The sequence below is a fragment of the Snodgrassella alvi wkB2 genome (assembly GCF_000600005.1).
Taxonomy (GTDB): domain Bacteria; phylum Pseudomonadota; class Gammaproteobacteria; order Burkholderiales; family Neisseriaceae; genus Snodgrassella; species Snodgrassella alvi.
In genome coordinates this window covers 319,944-339,628 of sequence record NZ_CP007446.1, presented here as the reverse complement: position 1 = coordinate 339,628, position 19,685 = coordinate 319,944, and the positions used below count along the sequence as shown (strand labels likewise).

The 19,685-nt window shown below is 40.7% G+C and carries 12 protein-coding genes, 2 tRNA genes, 1 rRNA gene, 1 other RNA gene and 1 pseudogene; 8 read left to right on the top strand and 9 right to left on the bottom strand.

Annotated elements, in window-relative coordinates:
• Positions 1-7: 7 nt before the first annotated feature.
• Together SALWKB2_RS01465 and SALWKB2_RS01460 are read right to left on the bottom strand one after the other, a co-directional pair.
• Positions 8-1,547 (bottom strand): 16S ribosomal RNA (locus SALWKB2_RS01465).
• A 422-nt stretch (positions 1,548-1,969) separates the two neighbouring features.
• On the bottom strand, positions 1,970-2,407 hold the full coding sequence (locus tag SALWKB2_RS01460; protein ID WP_025329921.1) for a MerR family transcriptional regulator: 438 nt from the start codon (positions 2,405-2,407) through the stop codon (positions 1,970-1,972).
• Between the two features lie 134 nt (positions 2,408-2,541).
• Here SALWKB2_RS01460 and lepA point away from each other — a divergent pair, with 134 nt between their 5' ends.
• From lepA to modD, 4 genes are all read left to right on the top strand, one after another.
• Positions 2,542-4,338: a translation elongation factor 4 gene (gene lepA / locus SALWKB2_RS01455; protein WP_025329920.1), complete on the top strand. Its 1,797-nt coding sequence runs from the start codon at positions 2,542-2,544 to the stop codon at positions 4,336-4,338.
• Positions 4,339-4,941: 603 nt separating this feature from the next.
• The gene (locus tag SALWKB2_RS01450) at positions 4,942-6,774 is read left to right on the top strand and encodes an ABC transporter ATP-binding protein (protein ID WP_025329919.1); all 1,833 of its coding nucleotides are present in this window, start codon (positions 4,942-4,944) and stop codon (positions 6,772-6,774) included.
• On the top strand, positions 6,767-8,500 hold the full coding sequence (locus SALWKB2_RS01445; protein ID WP_025329918.1) for an ABC transporter ATP-binding protein: 1,734 nt from the start codon (positions 6,767-6,769) through the stop codon (positions 8,498-8,500). The genes SALWKB2_RS01450 and SALWKB2_RS01445 overlap by 8 nt, the downstream gene beginning before the upstream one ends.
• Positions 8,501-8,597: 97 nt before the next feature.
• Positions 8,598-9,443 carry a ModD protein gene (modD, locus tag SALWKB2_RS01440; protein WP_025329917.1) on the top strand — a complete coding sequence of 282 codons (846 nt, stop codon included), beginning with the start codon at positions 8,598-8,600 and terminating at the stop codon, positions 9,441-9,443.
• Positions 9,444-9,578: 135 nt separating this feature from the next.
• Here the strand turns inward: modD and trpE are convergent, their stop codons facing one another.
• Entirely contained in the window at positions 9,579-11,054 is a 1,476-nt protein-coding gene (trpE, locus tag SALWKB2_RS01435; RefSeq protein ID WP_025329916.1) for an anthranilate synthase component I, read from the bottom strand.
• Positions 11,055-11,364: 310 nt separating this feature from the next.
• Positions 11,365-12,414 carry a recombinase RecA gene (gene recA / locus SALWKB2_RS01430; protein ID WP_025329915.1) on the bottom strand — a complete coding sequence of 350 codons (1,050 nt, stop codon included), beginning with the start codon at positions 12,412-12,414 and terminating at the stop codon, positions 11,365-11,367.
• 430 nt (positions 12,415-12,844) lie between these two features.
• Between recA and SALWKB2_RS01425 the strand changes: the two are divergent.
• The 3 genes and pseudogenes from SALWKB2_RS01425 to SALWKB2_RS01420 all read left to right on the top strand — a co-directional run.
• A pseudogene (locus SALWKB2_RS01425) lies at positions 12,845-14,081 on the top strand (DEAD/DEAH box helicase); the annotation flags it as partial.
• Positions 14,082-14,376: 295 nt separating this feature from the next.
• Positions 14,377-14,474, top strand: an RNA gene (gene ffs / locus SALWKB2_RS11815) — signal recognition particle sRNA small type.
• A 118-nt stretch (positions 14,475-14,592) separates the two neighbouring features.
• Positions 14,593-15,321 (top strand): SIMPL domain-containing protein, encoded by a 729-nt coding sequence (locus tag SALWKB2_RS01420; RefSeq protein WP_025329913.1) that lies wholly within the window; start codon positions 14,593-14,595, stop codon positions 15,319-15,321.
• Between the two features lie 105 nt (positions 15,322-15,426).
• Here SALWKB2_RS01420 and SALWKB2_RS01415 read toward each other — a convergent pair.
• Together SALWKB2_RS01415 and SALWKB2_RS01410 are read right to left on the bottom strand one after the other, a co-directional pair.
• Positions 15,427-15,501, bottom strand: a tRNA-Glu gene (locus SALWKB2_RS01415).
• A gap of 7 nt (positions 15,502-15,508) precedes the next feature.
• Positions 15,509-15,585 (bottom strand) — tRNA-Arg (locus SALWKB2_RS01410).
• A 237-nt stretch (positions 15,586-15,822) separates the two neighbouring features.
• Here SALWKB2_RS01410 and SALWKB2_RS01405 point away from each other — a divergent pair.
• Complete coding sequence (locus SALWKB2_RS01405; RefSeq protein WP_025329912.1) at positions 15,823-17,241, top strand: 3'-5' exonuclease family protein; 1,419 nt, start codon at positions 15,823-15,825, stop codon at positions 17,239-17,241.
• A 68-nt stretch (positions 17,242-17,309) separates the two neighbouring features.
• Here SALWKB2_RS01405 and SALWKB2_RS11535 read toward each other — a convergent pair whose 3' ends face one another.
• From SALWKB2_RS11535 to thiL, 3 genes are all read right to left on the bottom strand, one after another.
• Complete coding sequence (locus tag SALWKB2_RS11535; protein WP_025329911.1) at positions 17,310-17,861, bottom strand: ZapG family protein; 552 nt, start codon at positions 17,859-17,861, stop codon at positions 17,310-17,312.
• Between the two features lie 131 nt (positions 17,862-17,992).
• Entirely contained in the window at positions 17,993-18,544 is a 552-nt protein-coding gene (locus tag SALWKB2_RS01395; RefSeq protein WP_025329910.1) for a phosphatidylglycerophosphatase A family protein, read from the bottom strand.
• Positions 18,528-19,490 carry a thiamine-phosphate kinase gene (gene thiL, locus SALWKB2_RS01390; protein WP_025329909.1) on the bottom strand — a complete coding sequence of 321 codons (963 nt, stop codon included), beginning with the start codon at positions 19,488-19,490 and terminating at the stop codon, positions 18,528-18,530. The genes SALWKB2_RS01395 and thiL overlap by 17 nt, the downstream gene beginning before the upstream one ends.
• Positions 19,491-19,685: the final 195 nt, after the last annotated feature.

Below are 19,685 nucleotides of genomic sequence, written 5' to 3'. Positions count from 1 at the left end.
TCTCTAGAAAGGAGGTGATCCAGCCGCAGGTTCCCCTACGGCTACCTTGTTACGACTTCACCCCAGTCATGAAGCATACCGTGTTAAGCGACCTCCTTGCGGTTAGTCTACCCAATTCTGGTATCCCCCACTCCCATGGTGTGACGGGCGGTGTGTACAAGACCCGGGAACGTATTCACCGCAGTATGCTGACCTGCGATTACTAGCGATTCCGACTTCATGCACTCGAGTTGCAGAGTGCAATCCGGACTACGATCGGCTTTCTGAGATTGGCTTCACCTCGCGGCTTCGCTACCCTCTGTACCGACCATTGTATGACGTGTGAAGCCCTGGTCATAAGGGCCATGAGGACTTGACGTCATCCCCACCTTCCTCCGGTTTGTCACCGGCAGTCTCATTAGAGTGCCCAACTTAATGATGGCAACTAATGACAAGGGTTGCGCTCGTTGCGGGACTTAACCCAACATCTCACGACACGAGCTGACGACAGCCATGCAGCACCTGTGTTACGGTTCCCGAAGGCACTCTCCTATCTCTAAGAGATTCCGTACATGTCAAGACCAGGTAAGGTTCTTCGCGTTGCATCGAATTAATCCACATCATCCACCGCTTGTGCGGGTCCCCGTCAATTCCTTTGAGTTTTAATCTTGCGACCGTACTCCCCAGGCGGACAATTTCACGCGTTAGCTTCGCTACTAAGACATCTAGTGTCCCAACAGCTAATTGTCATCGTTTAGGGCGTGGACTACCAGGGTATCTAATCCTGTTTGCTACCCACGCTTTCGAGCATGAACGTCAGTGTTATCCCAGGAGGCTGCCTTCGCCATCGGTATTCCTCCACATCTCTACGCATTTCACTGCTACACGTGGAATTCTACCTCCCTCTGACACACTCTAGTTAACCAGTTTCAAATGCACGTCCCAAGTTGAGCTCGGGGATTTCACATCTGACTTAATTAACCGTCTGCGCTCGCTTTACGCCCAGTAATTCCGATTAACGCTCGCACCCTACGTATTACCGCGGCTGCTGGCACGTAGTTAGCCGGTGCTTATTCTTTAGGTACCGTCAGCACCAGGTGGTATTAACACCCGGCTTTTCTTCCCTAACAAAAGTCCTTTACAACCCGAAGGCCTTCTTCAGACACGCGGCATGGCTGGATCAGGGTTCCCCCCATTGTCCAAAATTCCCCACTGCTGCCTCCCGTAGGAGTTTGGGCCGTGTCTCAGTCCCAATGTGGCGGATCATCCTCTCAGACCCGCTATGGATCGTCGCCTTGGTAGGCCTTTACCCCACCAACTAGCTAATCCAACATCGGCCGCTCAAATAACGCGAGGTCACTAAGATCCCCCGCTTTCCCCCTCAGGGCGTATGCGGTATTAGCCATCCTTTCGGACAGTTATCCCCCATTACTCGGTACGTTCCGATGCATTACTCACCCGTTCGCCACTCGCCACCAGAGAGCAAGCTCTCCGTGCTGCCGTTCGACTTGCATGTGTAAAGCATGCCGCCAGCGTTCAATCTGAGCCAGGATCAAACTCTTATGTTTAATCTTAGCTTTTTTGTAATCCCGAAGTCCCCTTCGGTTTCACTGGTCTGCTTCAAAGTTATTGACAAGAAATGTTTTTATCTTGTCTCTCTGAATCAGTGTGAGGCCGCTTGGCACTCACACTTATCGGTAATCTGTTCTGTTAAAGAGCGTTGCTTTCGACTGCGTTCTACTTTAAACTGTTCGTTTGTTTCGTGTCGCGTCATCAGCGAAGAAGGCGAACTATACGCCTCCACAAATCCCCTGTCAACTCCTGCCTGCATTTATTTTTGACTTTCTTCTCATTCAACTGTTTTTACTAAGTTTATTTTTGGCGCCTTTGACTCAGTCTTTGCGGTTTTATTTGACTCCACTATCTGCTGATAAGGATGTTGACTTGTTTATAGCCTCTATTTCCTTTTACTTGTGATTAGATGACAGTACTATTTATCAAGGTCTTTTTTGAGTTTAGCATTTTCATAGTATTCTTTTTTAAATCTCAACAATGCTATTTGCTTTTTTAATGTTTCCATGGTGTCGAACAGCTTTTGTTCTTGCTGGCTAATTATATTCAGCCGCTGATCCAGTGTTTTGTCTCCTTGCAAACAGAGCTCTACATAGTGTTGAACATCTTTTATGGACATATTGGCGTTGCGTAAACACTCGATTAATTTAGCCCATTGTAAATCTGCATCTGAAAAAAATCTTTTGTCATACAGATCTCTCTGTAAGAACGGGAATAGATTAAGGGAATCGTAATAGCGCAGAGTATGTGCTGATAATCCAAGAATTTGAGCCGCTTCGGTTACGGAATATTTGGGTTTGAGGCTTAACTGCCCATTATTGGCTATTGATAAAATACAATCCTGTAAATCCACCATTTTTTACCTCTTTAGTTTTATAAATCAACAAAATATCACAATTAGTAAAGACGGGATATTAAGCTTGACTTCGAGTTACTCTAATTATTACATTTAATGCCTATTAAATGAATAAAATCTGAAAGAATGGGAATATGAACCTAAATAATATTAGAAATTTTTGTATTATTGCTCATATTGATCATGGTAAATCTACGCTGGCTGACAGGTTAATTGAAATGACAAAAACGGTCAGCGAAAGAGAAATGAAAGAGCAATTATTAGATAATATGGAGCTTGAAAGAGAGCGCGGTATTACTATTAAGCTCCAGACTGTGCGCATGTATTATCAGGCCGAAGATCAGGCTGAGTATGAACTTAATTTGATTGATACACCCGGTCATACTGACTTTGCCTATGAAGTTTCCCGCAGTTTAGCCGCTTGTGAAGGGGCATTATTGGTGATTGATGCCACACAGGGAGTGCAGGCTCAGACTATTGCTAATTTAAAATTAGCGCAGGAACAGAATTTAACGATTATTCCGGTTATCAATAAGATTGATATGCCAAATGCGGATGTAGAACGTGTTACCAAAGAGCTCGAAGAGCTGGATGGGATTAATCTGGATAATATTATATTGGCTTCGGCCAGAACAGGGGCCGGAGTCGATAATATTCTGAATGCTATTGTTAAAGAAATACCGGCACCTAGTGGTGAGCAGAATCGTCCTCTTCAAGCTTTAATTTTTGATTCGCATTACGATATGTATCGTGGTGTAGTTCTGCATGTCCGTATCTTCAATGGTTCGGTGACTAATGGTCAGAAAATTAAAATGATCAAAAGTGAACTGGAGTTTGAAGCATTACAGATTGGTGTATTTCTGCCTGAAATGAGGTCTGTTGAAACGCTTGTTGCGGGCGAGGTAGGTTATATTTCTACTAATATAAAGGTGGTGTCCAATGTGAAAGTTGGTGATACATTAATTGATATTAATGCACCAGACACTCCGCCCGTACCCGGATATAAAGATGTTAAACCCATGGTATATGCAGGCTTGTTTCCTATTAAAAATGAGGAACAGGAAAAGCTGCGCGATGCGATAGAAAAACTGGCTCTGAATGATTCGGCCTTTGTTTATCAACAGGAAAATTCTCTGGCACTTGGCAGTGGCTTTCGATGTGGCTTTCTAGGCATTTTGCACATGGAAATTATTCAGGAAAGACTTGAACGGGAGCATGGTATTGAAATTATTTCTACGTTTCCCAGTGTTGAGTATCGAGTAACGCTTACGAATGGCCAGATAATAACGGTAAATAATCCGACATTGTTACCGAGTTTTGAAAAAATAGCTTCCATTGAAGAACCCTTTATTGAGTCAGCCATTATTATTCCTGTGGAAAATATTGGCGAAATTATGAATCTGTGCCAGGAAAAGCGAGGCATATTCGTTGATATGACCTACCTCAATAATAAAATGGCGGAACTATTTTTTAAGCTGCCGATTTCTGAAATTGCCTATACTTTTTTCAATTCACTAAAATCCATCACGCATGGTTATGCTTCAGTTGATTACCGCGACAGATGTTATATTGCGTCTGATCTTGTGAAAATGGATATCTGGCTGAATGATGAAATAGTAGATGCATTTTCATTTATTTTACCGCGCAGCAGTAGTTATGAACGCGGTAAGCAAATAGCTCTGAAAATGAAGCATGTGATTCCGCGCAAGTTATATCCCATGCCAGTTCAGTCTGTGGTTGAAAACAGAGTTATTGCGCGTGAGGATATTCCGCCCTTACGAAAAAGCGTAACCGGAAAAGGATATTCCGGCTCTCTATCCAAAAAGAGAAAAATTGCTAAAAATATAAAGGATAATAAAGTCAGACAACGTAAATTTGGCGGTGTAGATATTCCTCAAGCTGCATTCCATGCAGTGCTGGATATTAGCTGATAAATGTTTATCTCTATCAATTTAAAGCTAAGAGGGTATGCTTTTTCTATACCCTCTTAGTTTTTCTACAGCTATTGAAATAATACTTTGAGTATTAACTGTTTTAGCTTACATTTTTTGTACCTGAATTTCATTCAGATAGATATAGCTTATGAAATGAGAACATCACTGACAATCTGTTATCTTTATTAGGAATTATTGACAACTAAAAGCAAAATAAATTGTCATGAATCAATCAAATAGAGTTCATTGAATATCGTAGAACAATTTTTAATATATCCTCTCGTTTCAGTCAGAAATCTATTTTAGAACGGAATCAAAAATAAATTCTCATAATGCAATAAATAACTCTGCTCGATAATTTAACTGAGTTAATTATTTAATCAACTGTTCGTCATTAAGATAGTTTTAAGAAGTCGAGCAATCTTTTCCATTGTGGTCACGTATCAGCTCAAAATCATGACCCAGTGCAAAATTTGTTGCACTAAAGGCCTGCGATTTTATTAACACACTCCATAATATTGTTTGTTTTATAAAAAGAATTGTTATTTTATACATTATAGATGATAATGATTATTATTACTTTAATAAGGTACTCATTTAATGAAACCGTGTAATAACAGTCCTGCTTTTCGACTTTGGCAACTCACCTTTAAAAATAAAATTTTAATTATTTTATCTTGTTTATTTTCAGTTTTAAGTGTTGCTACTGCTTTTATCCCTTTTATTTCGGTTTATTATATTGTTTACGAATTAATAATGAGTTTAGCCAATAAGGACGTATTAAATAACGGGCTTATTATTCATTATGGTTGGCTGGCTTTTATTGCGGCTGCATTGTCGCTATTTTTTAATTTCCTTGCACTCTGCTTCTCGCATATTGCTGCGTTTAAAACGCTTTACTATTTGAAATATAATTTCGTTCGGTATTTATCATATTTACCATTAGGATTTTATACTGAACATTCGAGTGGAGAGTTACGAAAAATCGTTGATGATGATATTGAAAAGATAGAAATTTTTATTGCTCATCAACTCCCTGATATGGTTGGTTCGTTTGCGACTCCGATTATCATTTTAATTATTTTAGCTGTTTTTGACTGGCGTTTAGGGTTGGCAACGCTAGTACCCATTATTTTGGCTTATATTGTTTTGATAAGCGGCTACCGTCGTAAAGATATTAAAAACCATATGCAGGAGTTTCAAAATCGACTCATTGATATGAGTAATGCTTCAGTTGAATATATTCGTGGTATTGCTGTTGTAAAAGCTTTCAATCAAACTTTTTTCTCATTTAAACGCTTTTATGAGTCAATCAAAGCGTATCAAGTATTTTGCCTTAAGTTTACTGATTGTTTTAAATATCATATGGCATTTTTTCTACTGATATTAAATAACATCTATCTTTTTATTCTCCCGGTAATAATTTTCTTACTCGGTTCTGTAGATAATTATGCAAATTTTATCTTAGCTTCTATTTTTTATTTAATTTTCTCACTGGCGTTACCAGCGCCTTTTTTAAAACTGATGTATGTTTCTCAGGGCCTTCAAAAAGCAGTTAAAAGCGTTGAAAATATGGATAGTGTTTTAAACGTAAAACCTTTAGCTGAACCCGAATTCGGTTTAGAAGTAAATCATTATGATATTGGTTTTAATGATGTCACTTTTGCCTACAATAAGATTCAGGGTAGCGAGGCTTCAGAAAATAATGCGCTAAATCACATTTCGTTTACGGCAAAACAAGGAACAACTACTGCTCTGGTTGGGCTTTCCGGCAGTGGTAAAAGTACAGTTTCATTGCTTATTCCTCGCTTCTTTGATCCTGATGAAGGTTCGATAACGATTGGTGGTGTAGATATTAAGCAAATGAAAAGTGAGTATTTATTGTCGTTAGTGAGTTTTGTGTTTCAGGATGTTTTTCTCTTTAAACAAACTATTTTAGATAATATTAAAATCGGCAAACCCGATGCCCGGTTAGATGAAGTTATTGCCGCCTCTAAAGCTGCACAATGTCACGAATTTATTGAAAAGCTGCCAGACGGCTATCAGTCGGTAATAGGTACTAAAGGACTGCATCTTTCAGGCGGTGAAATGCAACGTTTAGCAATCGCCCGCGCATTATTAAAAAACTCACCTATTTTAATTCTTGATGAAGCCACTTCTTTTGCTGATCCTGAAAATGAATACAAAATTCAGCTTGCCTTGAAAGTTTTGATGCAGGGTAAAACCGTTATTATGATTGCTCATCGTTTATCAACAATAAAAGATGCAAATCAAATTGTGGTATTAGATAAAGGTCGAATTGTTGAAAAAGGAACGCATGAGCAGCTAATTGATAAGCATCATACCTATTACAAAATGTGGCAATACTATAAGCAAACATTAAATTGGCAAATGTATCAGTCTGGTCAAGATGATGAGGTGGCATATGTTTAAAAAATTATTGATGTTGTCTGATGCAGAGAATAAAAATCTTAATCAAGCTATTATCGCCTGTATCATCTCTAATTTGACATTAATGTTACCGTTTGTCATTTTATTACAGATAATTATCCTGCTAATTAAGCCATTAACTGACCAAATTCCTGTAAATATAAATTACTTATGGATTATGGCGGGAGCAGGCGTAGTTTCAGCCTTATTATTCTTATTTTGTTATAAAAGAGAATATGAAAAAACTTACGCTAATGCTGTTAGTCTGGCTGCCAATACCCGAATTGAAGTTGCTGAAAAAATCCGCAAACTACCGCTTAGTTTTTTCAACCGAAAAGATCTTTCTGAACTTACGGCTAATATTATGGGTGATTGTGCCGTTATTGAAAACATGCTTAGCCATGTGATACCTCAATTAATCGGTTATTCAATCAGCAGTCTGATAACTTGTTGTTTATTGGCATTTTATGATTGGCGGATGGCTGGTGCTATTTTTTGTACTCTGCCGATTTCTATTATTATTGTTGTTATTGGTAAAAGACTTGAACAAAAATTTGGTGAAAAACATGTTCAGGCTAAATTAATTGTTTCCGACGAAGTTCAGGAATATCTGGATGGTATTAAAATTATCAAAGGTTACGGAATAAGTGGTAAAAAATTCCAACGTCTGGATAAAGCCCTTAAAAAAATGATGTGGGCATCAATTAAGTTTGAAGGAATAGGAGGAATTATTGTCACTTTGTCTACTATGACATTACAAGTCGGTTTAGGCATAGTGGTTTTACTCGGTGTTTCGCTGATGGTTTCTGGCAGCTTAAATCCAATTACTTTTATTGCCTTTGTTATTATCAGTTCACGAATTTATAGCCCTCTGATTTCTATTTTGACATTATTACCCGAGCTGTTTTATATGCTTGTTTCAATCGATAGAATGAGGAGTTTACAAACTGAGTCTATTATGGAAGGAAAAGAAGATGTGACTTTTGCTAATCATACTATCAATATTGATCATGTTAATTTTTCCTACAATCAAATAAACGTTATTAATAATTTAAGCTGCACTATTCCGGAAGGAAAAATGACAGCATTAGTTGGACCATCAGGTAGTGGTAAAAGTACTTTATTACAATTGATTGCGCGCTTTTGGGATGTAAATTCGGGGAGGATTACCATTGGTAATCTCGATATTAAGCAAATTGACCCTGAAACCTTGATGCATTCAATGGCTTTTGTTTTCCAACAGGTGGTATTGTTTGATGATACGATTATGAACAATATTCGCATCGGAAGGCATAATGCATCTGATGAAGAAGTCAAACTTGCCGCTAAAATAGCCAGATGTGATGAACTAATTGCCCGATTACCTGATGGCTGGAATACCTTAATAGGTGAAAACGGCAGTAAATTATCGGGCGGTGAAAGGCAACGAATCTCAATTGCCAGAGCATTATTAAAAAATGCTCCTATTATTTTGCTTGATGAGGCTACCGCCTCATTGGATCCTGAAAATGAGATTTATATTCAGGAAGCAATCGCCAGTCTGGTCAAAGACAGGACTGTAATCGTTATTGCTCATCGTTTAAAAACGATTATCGGTGCGGATAATATTATTGTTCTGGATAAAGGCTCAATTGCGGAACAAGGTAATTACCAAGACTTGATGGACAATAATGGTTTATTTACTAAGCTCTATAGTTTTCAAAAACAAGCATTATCTGTTAATTATTGATTAATTATTTTTCTCATAATTATCGGTACATGCTATAGCGACATAACTGATAAGAAACAGGCGCAGGTTGCAGTCATTCATTTAACGGGGAAATACCATGTTTTATTTATCTGATGCTGAGCTGGATAAACTATTACTCGATGATATCGCTTATGGTGATTTAACCACCCGTGCTTTAGGTTTTGGCCGGCAGGCTGGAAAAATGACATTCTGTCGCCAGAAAGCTGGCAGGGTTAGTGGTGTGGCCATTGCGGCCAGGCTATTGCAGAAACTTGGGCTGGAAGTAATGATACAAGAACAAGATGGTGCTGATGTTAATGCTGAAACCGTGCTGTTAACCGCTTTTGGTCAAGCTGAAAATCTGCATCAGGGCTGGAAGGTGGCACAGAATGTACTGGAATGGTGCAGTGGTGTAGCACAATATATGGCGCAAATGCTGGCTAGTGCACATGAGATTAATCCGCTGGTACAAATTGCCTGCACGCGTAAGAGTATTCCCGGTACGAAATCTCTGGCTATTGCGGCTGTAATAGATGGCGGAGGAATATTACATCGTGCCGGCACAGCTGAGTCTGTTTTGCTGTTTGCCAATCACCGCCATTTTTATGCACAGCCGGATGATTGGGCTGCTATGGTAACGCGTTTAAAGTATGCTGCGCCGGAAAAGAAAATTATTGTCGAAGCAGATAATATCGAAGAGGCTTTCGCAGCACTGGCAGCACAGGCAGATATTGTACAGCTGGATAAATTTACGCCGGAAGAATTTGCAATGGTGTTGGCAAAACAGCAAATATTAGCGCCAATGAGTTTATTGTCTGCTGCCGGTGGCGTTACTTTATTAAATATAGCGGAATATGTTCGTGCGGGAGCGCAATTACTGGTTACCTCTGCGCCCTATTATGCTCCGCCGGCAGATATTAAAGTGAAATTGAAACCTGTTTAATGCTAATTTGTGTTTTAAATGATTAGCTGATGGTTTACTGCATAGTATTGGCGACGACATTAACTATGGTTGATGGAATAGTTATAAATAATAGTGCATCAACCATAGTTAATTCTAAGTAACTAATTATCTGCTTTACTTATCCAGACCCTGCTGCACCATATGCGCCGCTCTGATTACTGCTCTGGCTTTATTTTGAGTTTCCTGCCATTCCAGCTCTTCATCTGAATCAAAGACGATACCGCCACCACTTTGTACATATAGTGTATTGTTTCTGACAACACCAGTACGAATAGCGATACATAAATCCATATCTCCGGAAAAACTCAGATAACCGGCTGCTCCGCCATAAACACCACGTTTGTTTGGCTCCAGTTCTTCGATGATTTCCAGAGCACGCATTTTTGGTGCGCCTGAAAGCGTACCAGCCGGAAAGGTGGCAGCCAGTACATCCAGATTCGATGTTCCATCCTGTAATTCACCTTCAACATTGGATACCAGATGCATTACATGAGAATAGCGTTCGATAATCATTTTATCGGTAACTTTTACCTGACCGATTTTACTAATGCGTCCGACATCATTGCGTCCAAGATCAATTAGCATGACATGCTCGGCCACTTCTTTGGGATCATTTATCAGATCCTGTGCCAGTGCCTGATCTTCGTCTGGTGTTCTGCCCCGAGGACGCGTTCCGGCAATAGGACGTACGGTAACGCTGCTTTGTTCACGTCTTACCAGAATTTCCGGAGAAGACCCCACCACATAGAAGTCGTCAAAATGATAATAAAATAAATAAGGGGAAGGATTCAAAGTACGCAGAGCACGGTACAGACTCAATGGATTATCGTAAAAAGGCATGCTGAGGCGCTGACTGGGGACAACCTGCATACAATCGCCATTGAGAATGTACTCTTTTACTTGTTTAACATAATTTTTATATTGTTCTTCGCCAGTTTCTGCCACAGGCTCAGTTAATTCACTGCCAAGTGACAATGGTAACTGCACACTCTGACGCAGCGCGGTGCGTAACTCTTCTAAACGTGCTCTGGCCTGCTGATAACCATCTTTTTTACTGGTATCGGCATAAACAATCAGATAAATTTTGCCTGATAAATTATCCACAACCGCCAGCTCTAAGGAAAGCAGCAGAAAAATATCAGGCACACCAATCGGATTAGGTTTGTCTGCCTGCTTCAGCCGGTGGGCTATTTGTTCAAAATGATAAATGGTTTCATATCCGAAATAACCTACCAATCCGCCTGTAAATCTTGGCAAGTCAGGAATATCAGGAGTTTTATATCTGTTCTGAAATGTTTTAATGAATTCCAGCGGATTACCCTGATGCGTTTCTATTAGCTGATTTTTCTGGTATACCCTTGTGTTTTGTCCGGATATTTTAATATAGGTATCACAGGGCAAACCGATAAAAGAATATCGACCAAAACGCTCACCATTTACTACCGACTCCAGCAAATAGCTGAATGGTTTATTTGCCAGTTTCAGGTAAAGTGACAATGGTGTATCCATATCTGCCAGCACTTCCTGTACTAATGGAATATGAGTATAGCCGGCAGTCATTTGTTGCTGATATTCAGCTAAAGTGATCATGATTTATGCTTGGTGTTGTTTAAAAGGTGTGGTTTCTGATTGGAAATTTTTACAAATAGTACTATTTTCCTTTTCAATATCATAACTTAAATCCGCTTTAAAAGCATTTATCAGATGTATACATGAAGTAATGGAATGGTCTCTGACTCTGCAACTCATTTCCGTATTATCAATGGTATTGCTTATTCCATAAGCAATTACCTTTCTTTTAACTATATACTATCCAGAATTTTCCAGTCGATTTTTAACTCATATAAGCTAATAAAAAAGCTGCTTAGTGTAGCTAAGCAGCTTTTTAAAACAGACCCGTTTAGTCTTCGGCAGGCATTTCACCATCAGTATCATCCAACTGCCCTTCGGTATTCTGAGCAGTGATACCTACTTTATTGCGAATTTTAAGATTAATTTCGTCGGCTATTTCCTGATTATCTTTCAACCATTGACGTACATTGTCTTTACCCTGACCTATTTTGCTGCCATTGTAGCTGTACCATGCACCTGATTTTTCAACAATGCCTAGCTTAACGCCGATATCAATCAACTCACCTTCCCAGCTGATACCTTCGCCATACAAAATATCGAACTCAGCCTGTTTAAATGGCGGAGCTACTTTGTTTTTGATTACTTTAACGCGTGTTTCATTACCAATAACATCATCACCTTTTTTAATCTGGCCGATTTTACGGATATCCAGACGTACAGATGAGTAGAATTTCAGTGCATTACCACCAGTAGTGGTTTCAGGATTACCAAACATGACACCGATTTTCATACGAATCTGATTAATGAAAATAACCAGAGTATTGGTTTTTTTGATGTTACCAGTTAGTTTACGCAAAGCCTGACTCATCAGACGAGCCTGCAAGCCGACATGACTGTCACCCATTTCGCCCTCAATTTCAGCCTTGGGTACCAAAGCTGCAACCGAGTCAACAACAACCATGTCCACCCCGCCACTGCGAACCAGCATGTCACAAATTTCCAGAGCCTGTTCGCCGGTGTCAGGTTGTGATACCAGTAATTCTTCAACTTTTACCCCAAGTTTACGGGCGTAAATCGGGTCAAAGGCATTCTCGGCATCGATAAATGCACATACACCACCATCTTTCTGACACTGTGCTATGGCTTCCAGACACAGCGTTGTTTTACCGGAAGATTCCGGTCCGTAGATTTCTACGATACGACCACGTGGTAAACCACCCACACCCAGAGCCAGATCCAGTCCGAGTGAACCGGTAGAGATTACTTCGAGATTTTCATCGGTATGGCTGCCATCCATTTTCATGATGGAACCTTTACCAAAATTCTTTTCTATCTGCGCCAGTGCCGCAGCCAAAGCCTTGCTTTTTTCATCTGACATATTGATATGCTCGCTTGTACTGTATGATTAACTTAATAAAGTTAATTATCTCATAAGCCTATGATTAGATGTTTAGCAAAAGCTTATTTATGCTATCTATTTGAATTATACGATTTTGTTATCTGTTACTTAGTAGCTGAATGCCCGTCTGCAAAAGGTTATACAAAGCTGTAATGACTTCATTCAAATGCTAATTTACGAATTTTTATTTAATTTTAGCCAGATAGCAGTCAGGTTTATAACGGGTTGATAAAGATGATACACTATTGGTTTACATTAGTGACTATTTTGTCACAATAACCATAACATCAATGATTACCATCTGCCGTTATGGTGCTTTTCTAAAAATAATGATATTTGAACAGTCATCTATTCTATCCAATTCGTAACAGTTGTATGTATATGCAGACAACAACTGGAGGTTGTCAAAATGAATGCTTTTGCCAGCCTGGGTTTATCTCAGGAAATTGTTTCTGCGCTAACAGAACAGGGTTATCACGAACCTACACCTATACAGTATGCGGCTATTCCGAAAGCGCTGGCAGGTATGGATTTACTTGCTGCCGCACAAACAGGTACAGGAAAAACTGCAGCCTTTATGCTGCCCAGTCTGGAAAGACTGAAACGCTATGCTAATACCAGTACATCTCCGGCAATGCATCCTGTGCGTATGCTGGTACTGACGCCAACCCGTGAGCTGGCTGACCAGATTGATCAGAATGTACAGGGTTATCTGAAAAATCTTTCTTTACGCCAGACCGTGCTGTTTGGCGGGATGAATATGGAGATTCAGAAACAGGATTTACGTCAGGGCTGCGAGATTGTTATTGCTACAGTAGGACGTTTGCTTGACCACGTACAACAAAAAAATATCCAGCTAAACAAAGTGGAAATTGTGGTTCTGGATGAAGCAGACCGAATGCTCGATATGGGCTTTATTGACGATATCCGCAAAATCATGCAAATGCTGCCATCACAGCGTCAGACTTTACTGTTTTCAGCAACTTTTGCACCGGCCATTCAGCGGCTCGCTCAGGATTTTATGCATAATCCGGAAAAAATTCAGGTAGCAGCACAAAATACCACTTCTGCCAATGTGGAACAGCATATTATTGCACTGGATAACGGACGCAAGCGTTCACTTCTGCAGCGGCTGATCTGTGATCTGAATATGAATCAGGTAATTGTATTCTGTAATACTAAGCAAAGTGTTGATCAGGTTAATCGCGAATTAAACCGCCGCGGGATAAGTGCACAAGCTATTCATGGCGATAAGTCCCAGCAAACACGTCTGGAAACACTGGCACAATTCAAGGAAGGCAGTTTGCGTGTTCTGGTGGCCACGGATGTAGCGGCACGCGGTCTGGATATTGCTGAACTTCCGTTTGTAATCAATTATGAGCTACCTTTGAATGCCGAAGATTATGTACATCGTATCGGGCGTACCGGCCGTGCCGGCGCTGAAGGGGTAGCTATTTCCCTGATGGATGAGCAGGAACAAAAGGTATTTAATGCAATAAAAGAATTAACTCAGAATAACCTGCAAATTGAACGCATTGAAGGCTTTGAACCGCGCTGGTGGGAACAGGCACCCGCTGAAAATAAAGCGTCACAGACTTCTTCGGTTAAAGTTGAGAGTGATAAACCGCGTCAACGCGAACGAGCAGCTAAAGCCAATCAGGCTAATGCAAATAATCAGACAGGCAGAACTCAGGATAGTAATGACGTAAGTGTCAGCTGTCAGCAAATTCCGGGACGTGCGCGTCGTTTCAGCCGTCATAATCATCCGCAATGCGCTCTGCTTCAACCGGATTATGGTGTACGTAAAACCAAAATCAGCCTTTAATTTTTGCGATTAATTATTTGAAATAGCTATTGTTTTAACAATAGCTATTTTTGTTTGTATTAAAATTAAGAAAACAGTTGGGAATTAGTCCAACTACCGGTATAATACCGCGCTGTGGCGGGTCTCCCCGCATGGTTATTTAGGACAACGGGTCAGGTGCGGAAGCAAGCAGCCCATCTTAAAGCGACCAGTGCCGGGGGTTTGGCTCGCCACCTTCATTTCTAAATTCTCTGTATATTCCTCATCTTTTCCCATTATTATCAAATAATTATTGTATTTAATCTGTCACCTTGCTAATCTGCTTTCATTATATTGTGACAAAGGTTTGTACAATGAACCGCCGCTTTATTTCATATATCTTCATAGTATTACTATCTGTATATTCAACAAGTAGCAGTCTGGCAGAAGAAATAAAATTAAATTATGGTGTAGTAGAGCTGAGTACACAGGCGTCGCAAACCGTTACTCGGGATGAAATGGTGCTGGTATTAAAGATTCAGCAACAGGGAGCGGACAGACAGCAGATCAGCAATAAAGTTACCAGTCAACTGAATCAGATTCTGGCTAATGCACACCGGCATGCTGATTTTAATACCACACAATTAACGCGTGCGGTTGAGCCAAGATTTGATTATCAAAAAGATAAACGCATCGATAATGGCTGGCAGGACAGTGCTCTGATACAGATTAAAAGTACAAATTTAGCGGCTTTAAATCAGTTCGCTGCTACAGTACAGCGTCTGGCAACCATTGAAGCTATAAATTATCAGGTTGCGGATACAACACTGAAAAACTATGAAACAAAATTAACCCGACAGGCCATTGCCCGTTTTCAGGAGCGTGCAACACAAATTACTTATGAACTAGGCGGTCATGGATACAAAATAGTGAATATAAATTTAGGCAATAGCCAAGCTACCCAGAATTATGCAGCCTATGTTCAACCTATGATGCTAAGCCGTACAGCCGGCTCTGCTCCGGTTCAGGATATTGCAGCCGGTGAAACTCGCCTCACATTAAACATTAATGGAAAAATTCAGATAACCGGACTACCTGAATAAAAAACCAGTCACTCTTACTTAAATTAGTTTAATAAATTTATGAATTCTGAACAGAAATCTGGATAAAAGAAAAGCCAGCTTAAAAAGCTGGCTTTTCTTATTAACTGGCACGCCCACGGGGAATCGAACCCCGGTTACCGCCGTGAAAGGGCGATGTCCTAACCGCTAGACGATGGGCGCGGAAACTTGGTGCACCCGGAGCGATTCGAACGCCCGACCCTCTGGTTCGTAGCCAGATACTCTATCCAACTGAGCTACGGGTGCGAGAAAGATGTGCAGTATAGGTAACATCGGCATTACTGTCAAGACCAGTCATAATTAAAAAATGGCAATATTAAGCAATATACTGTTTTATCGACAGATAAATTCATATTTAAATTCTGGAGACCTGTATAGATAGTGTTTATATAAATTCATTAAACTTCTTAGTATAAAGGCATTATTCCATAACCTGCATTTTAGTATAGAATGACTATTTTTTAAGCGTTAGTTATTTGCGTCATGAGTATTGTTACCAACGATGACGCCGCTGCATTTGCCGAGCTGGCAGCGGTTTTTTGTACGCTGCCTCTGCCTGTTGCCATAGTCGATCTTGAAACCACCGGTGGCCATTTCGCTCAGGACCGGATTACTGAAATCGCTATTTTACGTTTTCATCAGGGTTGTATCAGCCGACATCAATGGCTGGTTAATCCGCAGCAGCCAATCAGTGATTTTATTACTAAATTAACAGGTATCAGCAATGAAATGGTGCAGGATGCACCGAGCTTTACCGACATTGCTGGCGAGCTTCTACCTTTACTGCGCGGGCACCTTCTGGTCGCACATAATAGTCGCTTTGATTACACTTTTTTGCGTCATGCTTTTGCACGCAATAATATTAATTTTGCAGCACCAACACTTGATACAGTCCCCTTTTCACGAAAATTATACCCGCAGCATTTCAAACATAATCTGGATGCCATTATTGCTCGTTTCGAGATTGATCTGAACGCAGCCGACCGCCATCGTGCCATGGGTGACGTTCTTGCTTTAACTGAGTTTTTACAGCGCAGCTTGCGTGAGCATGATAATGCCCTTTGGCAGTCTCAGTGGCGGGCAATGATTAAACCGGGTTATTTCCCTGCATGGCTTAAACCTGAATTACGTCAGCAATTATATGCTCTGCCAGACAGCTCCGGACTTCTGTTACAACATACTCCGAATCAGCCTGAATCTTTAATGATAGTGGAACGGGCTTTTACCGATATATGTATACAGTTTCAGCGCCAAAATACACAAAGCTACTGGAAAAATACTACAGAAATTAATTTTATTCCCGCTGTCAGCTCTTTGCATGCATTATGGCTATATGGTTACTATCAGTTGCACCCACAAACACAGACACATTTATCCAAATCTTCCTCACCTGCTAACTGGTATACGGTTTCTTTTGTAGCCAATCAGCGCGGACAATTACAGGCAAGAATTATTCGGCTACAGGAAGAAATATTGCGACATCCGCCTTACGGATTATTTGCTCATCCGCGTGCAGCAAAACGTGCATTATCTGACTGGGCACGCCGCTATGATCTGTGCCCAGCGGTACTGGATATTCTGCCGCAAAGCATCAGCATTCATGAGCCATGTCCGAAACAGGCTGCTCATTTATGTGATGGTCACTGTCGTAAAGAAACAGCTATGGATGAACAAAATGACAAAGTTATCCAATATGCGCCATTGTTACCGGTTTGCGACTGGGGCAAATGGCATCAGATACGTGTTACTGACACAGATACCGTAACTGATACGAATGTGACGATTGAGGCTCAGGCAGGCTGTATCCGGCTGGATGACCAGCACTGGTATTTTCATCCTCTTTTACCTAAACTACTTAAACAGAGATTGAAAAAACCGGAAAATATCGAATTTATACGCTAATTAAAATAAAAATCAGGCTGTAGCAAAAATTTTGCTACAGCCTGATTTTTTAATGCATTAAACCCTAATCAGGATTTACTCTGTTGTAAATCAACTGATTTTTCTGTTGATCCACCGTCACGTGTAACATTTTTGCTTTTAGGATGTGTCAGCTGCTCATGGCTATGTATCACGTTAGGACCGATACGATCAGGTACCTGATCCGGCATGCCGTTAATTGGGATGACGGCCGCTTGCATCACATCAGTATAAGGCAAGGTCGAATCCGCATCCGTTTGCGGATTTTTATTTTCTGAACTGGTCATAAATGCCAAAGTGACACTTTTATCAGCACGTTTCTGTAGCAGTTCCTGCAAAGTATTTTTTTCCATCAATTGCTTTGCATCAATATTGAGTTGTTGCAATACTTTTTCATAGCAGCGGTTTAGCTCATCTACAGCACTGGCCGTATGAATAAAATGCTGGTCTACCTGCTGACGATAACTGTCAAAGCTGGCTTTAACTGACTGATATTGCTGATTCTGACTACTGCGCCGCAATAACAGCCACATCAGCCCCATACCAAGCACCAAACCGATTATTGCAGCAATTAATACATACAACCAAATCTGACCACTCATGCTGTTTTCCTTTTCCTGTTGAATATCATATCTGACATCAGCCCCATGCAGATTACTTTATCATTATGGTTAGCATAGCATAACGCATTCCGGATTATTATTGATTAAAGATTTAACTGTTTTATGCAATTTTATCTGAATATATTCAAGATTGAATCATAAGATGATATACAGTATCCGGCCAGTAATAACACCAGTAAACTAAAAATTGCCGCAATCAAATCATCCAGCATAATACCGAAACCGCCGTGTACCCGGGCGTCAAACCAGCGAATAGGCCATGGTTTTACAGCATCGAAAAAACGGAAAATAACAAAAGCAGCCAGCCACCATATCCAGCCTGCCGGGATACAAAATAAAATCAGCATCATAGCAGCAATTTCATCCCAGACGATGCCTCCATAATCCTGCCGGCGCAATGCTTGTTCAGTATAATCACAAATAAATATACCAACCAGAAACAGCGACAAAGCAAAAATGATATTCAGCCACAGGGGTAATCCCAGCATAAGCCATAATGCGGCCAATGGAATGGCTGGTAGCGTCCCGAATGTTCCGGGTGCTTTCGGCGCTAATCCCGTACCAAAACCAAAACCCAGCCAGCATACCGGATGCCGGCACAACCAGCGCCAGGTAGGTGTTACCGGTGCAGTAGTCAAATCTTGTTCAGCCAAAATGGTCAAATCCTTGTTTAGATAAGCTGATAATATTGCCCGCATTATCTTTTAACTGCAATAGTCCTGATGCAGTAATAGCACCAATCCGTGTTACTGGTGTAACAGTAGTCTGAGCTGCTGTTAAAATTGCTTCACGTTGTACAGGAGATGCAGTAAACACCAGTTCATAATCATCACCTCCGGCCAGCATCCATTGCCTTAATTGCTGCTCATCATCAGATATCTGCCGTAAAGTCTGTAAGCCGGGAATAGCATCGACATTCAACTGTGCGCCCACCTTACTCGCAGCCAGAATATGTCCGAGATCCTGAGCCAGACCATCAGAAATATCCTGCGCAGCATGCGCAAGGGAGAGCAGCTGTCTTCCTAGTGCAACCCGCGGTTCCGGACGCAGACGTTTCTGTTCACACGTCTTATATACATCTACGGGTAATTTTACTTTTCCCCAGTGCATATCCAATGCAGCGGCAGCCAACCCCAACTGACCGGACACCCAGATATCATCACCGATTTTTGCAACATCACGCCGCAAAGCCTGTCCTCTAGGTGTTTCACCAATAATATTAACATTAAATATCCAGTTACCTTTAGTGGTATCACCACCAATCAGTGTTACCCCAAAGCGCGCAGCAAGAGCAAACAAAGCATCACAAAACGCTGCTAACCATTCTTTATTTAGCTCAGGCAGCGCCACACTAAGCAATGCCCAGCGCGGACTGGCTCCCATAGCAGCCATATCCGACAAATTAACAGCCAGTATTTTATGCGCCAAATCCCCCGGAGCAACATCCGGAAAAAAATGTGTTCCGCCTATCAGCATATCAGTACTGAAATGCAGATCATAGCCACTACGAGGTCTTATAATAGCGGCATCATCCCCAATACCCAGAATAAGTTGCTCATCCTGCTGCTGACGATATAAATATTGACGAATAAAATCAAATTCATTCACGATAGACAGACTTTAGAATACAAATCAGATTCAGATTTTAAGATGTCTGCCTGAATCTTTCCAGAAAAGCCTATTACCATAACCAGGCAGAGTTTATTGCCTTATCTAAAGATATCATTGCTTAGATTTAAAATAAATTTCTCCAATAATTAAAAAGTTATACAATCAATTCTAGATAAATCCAATACAATAAAT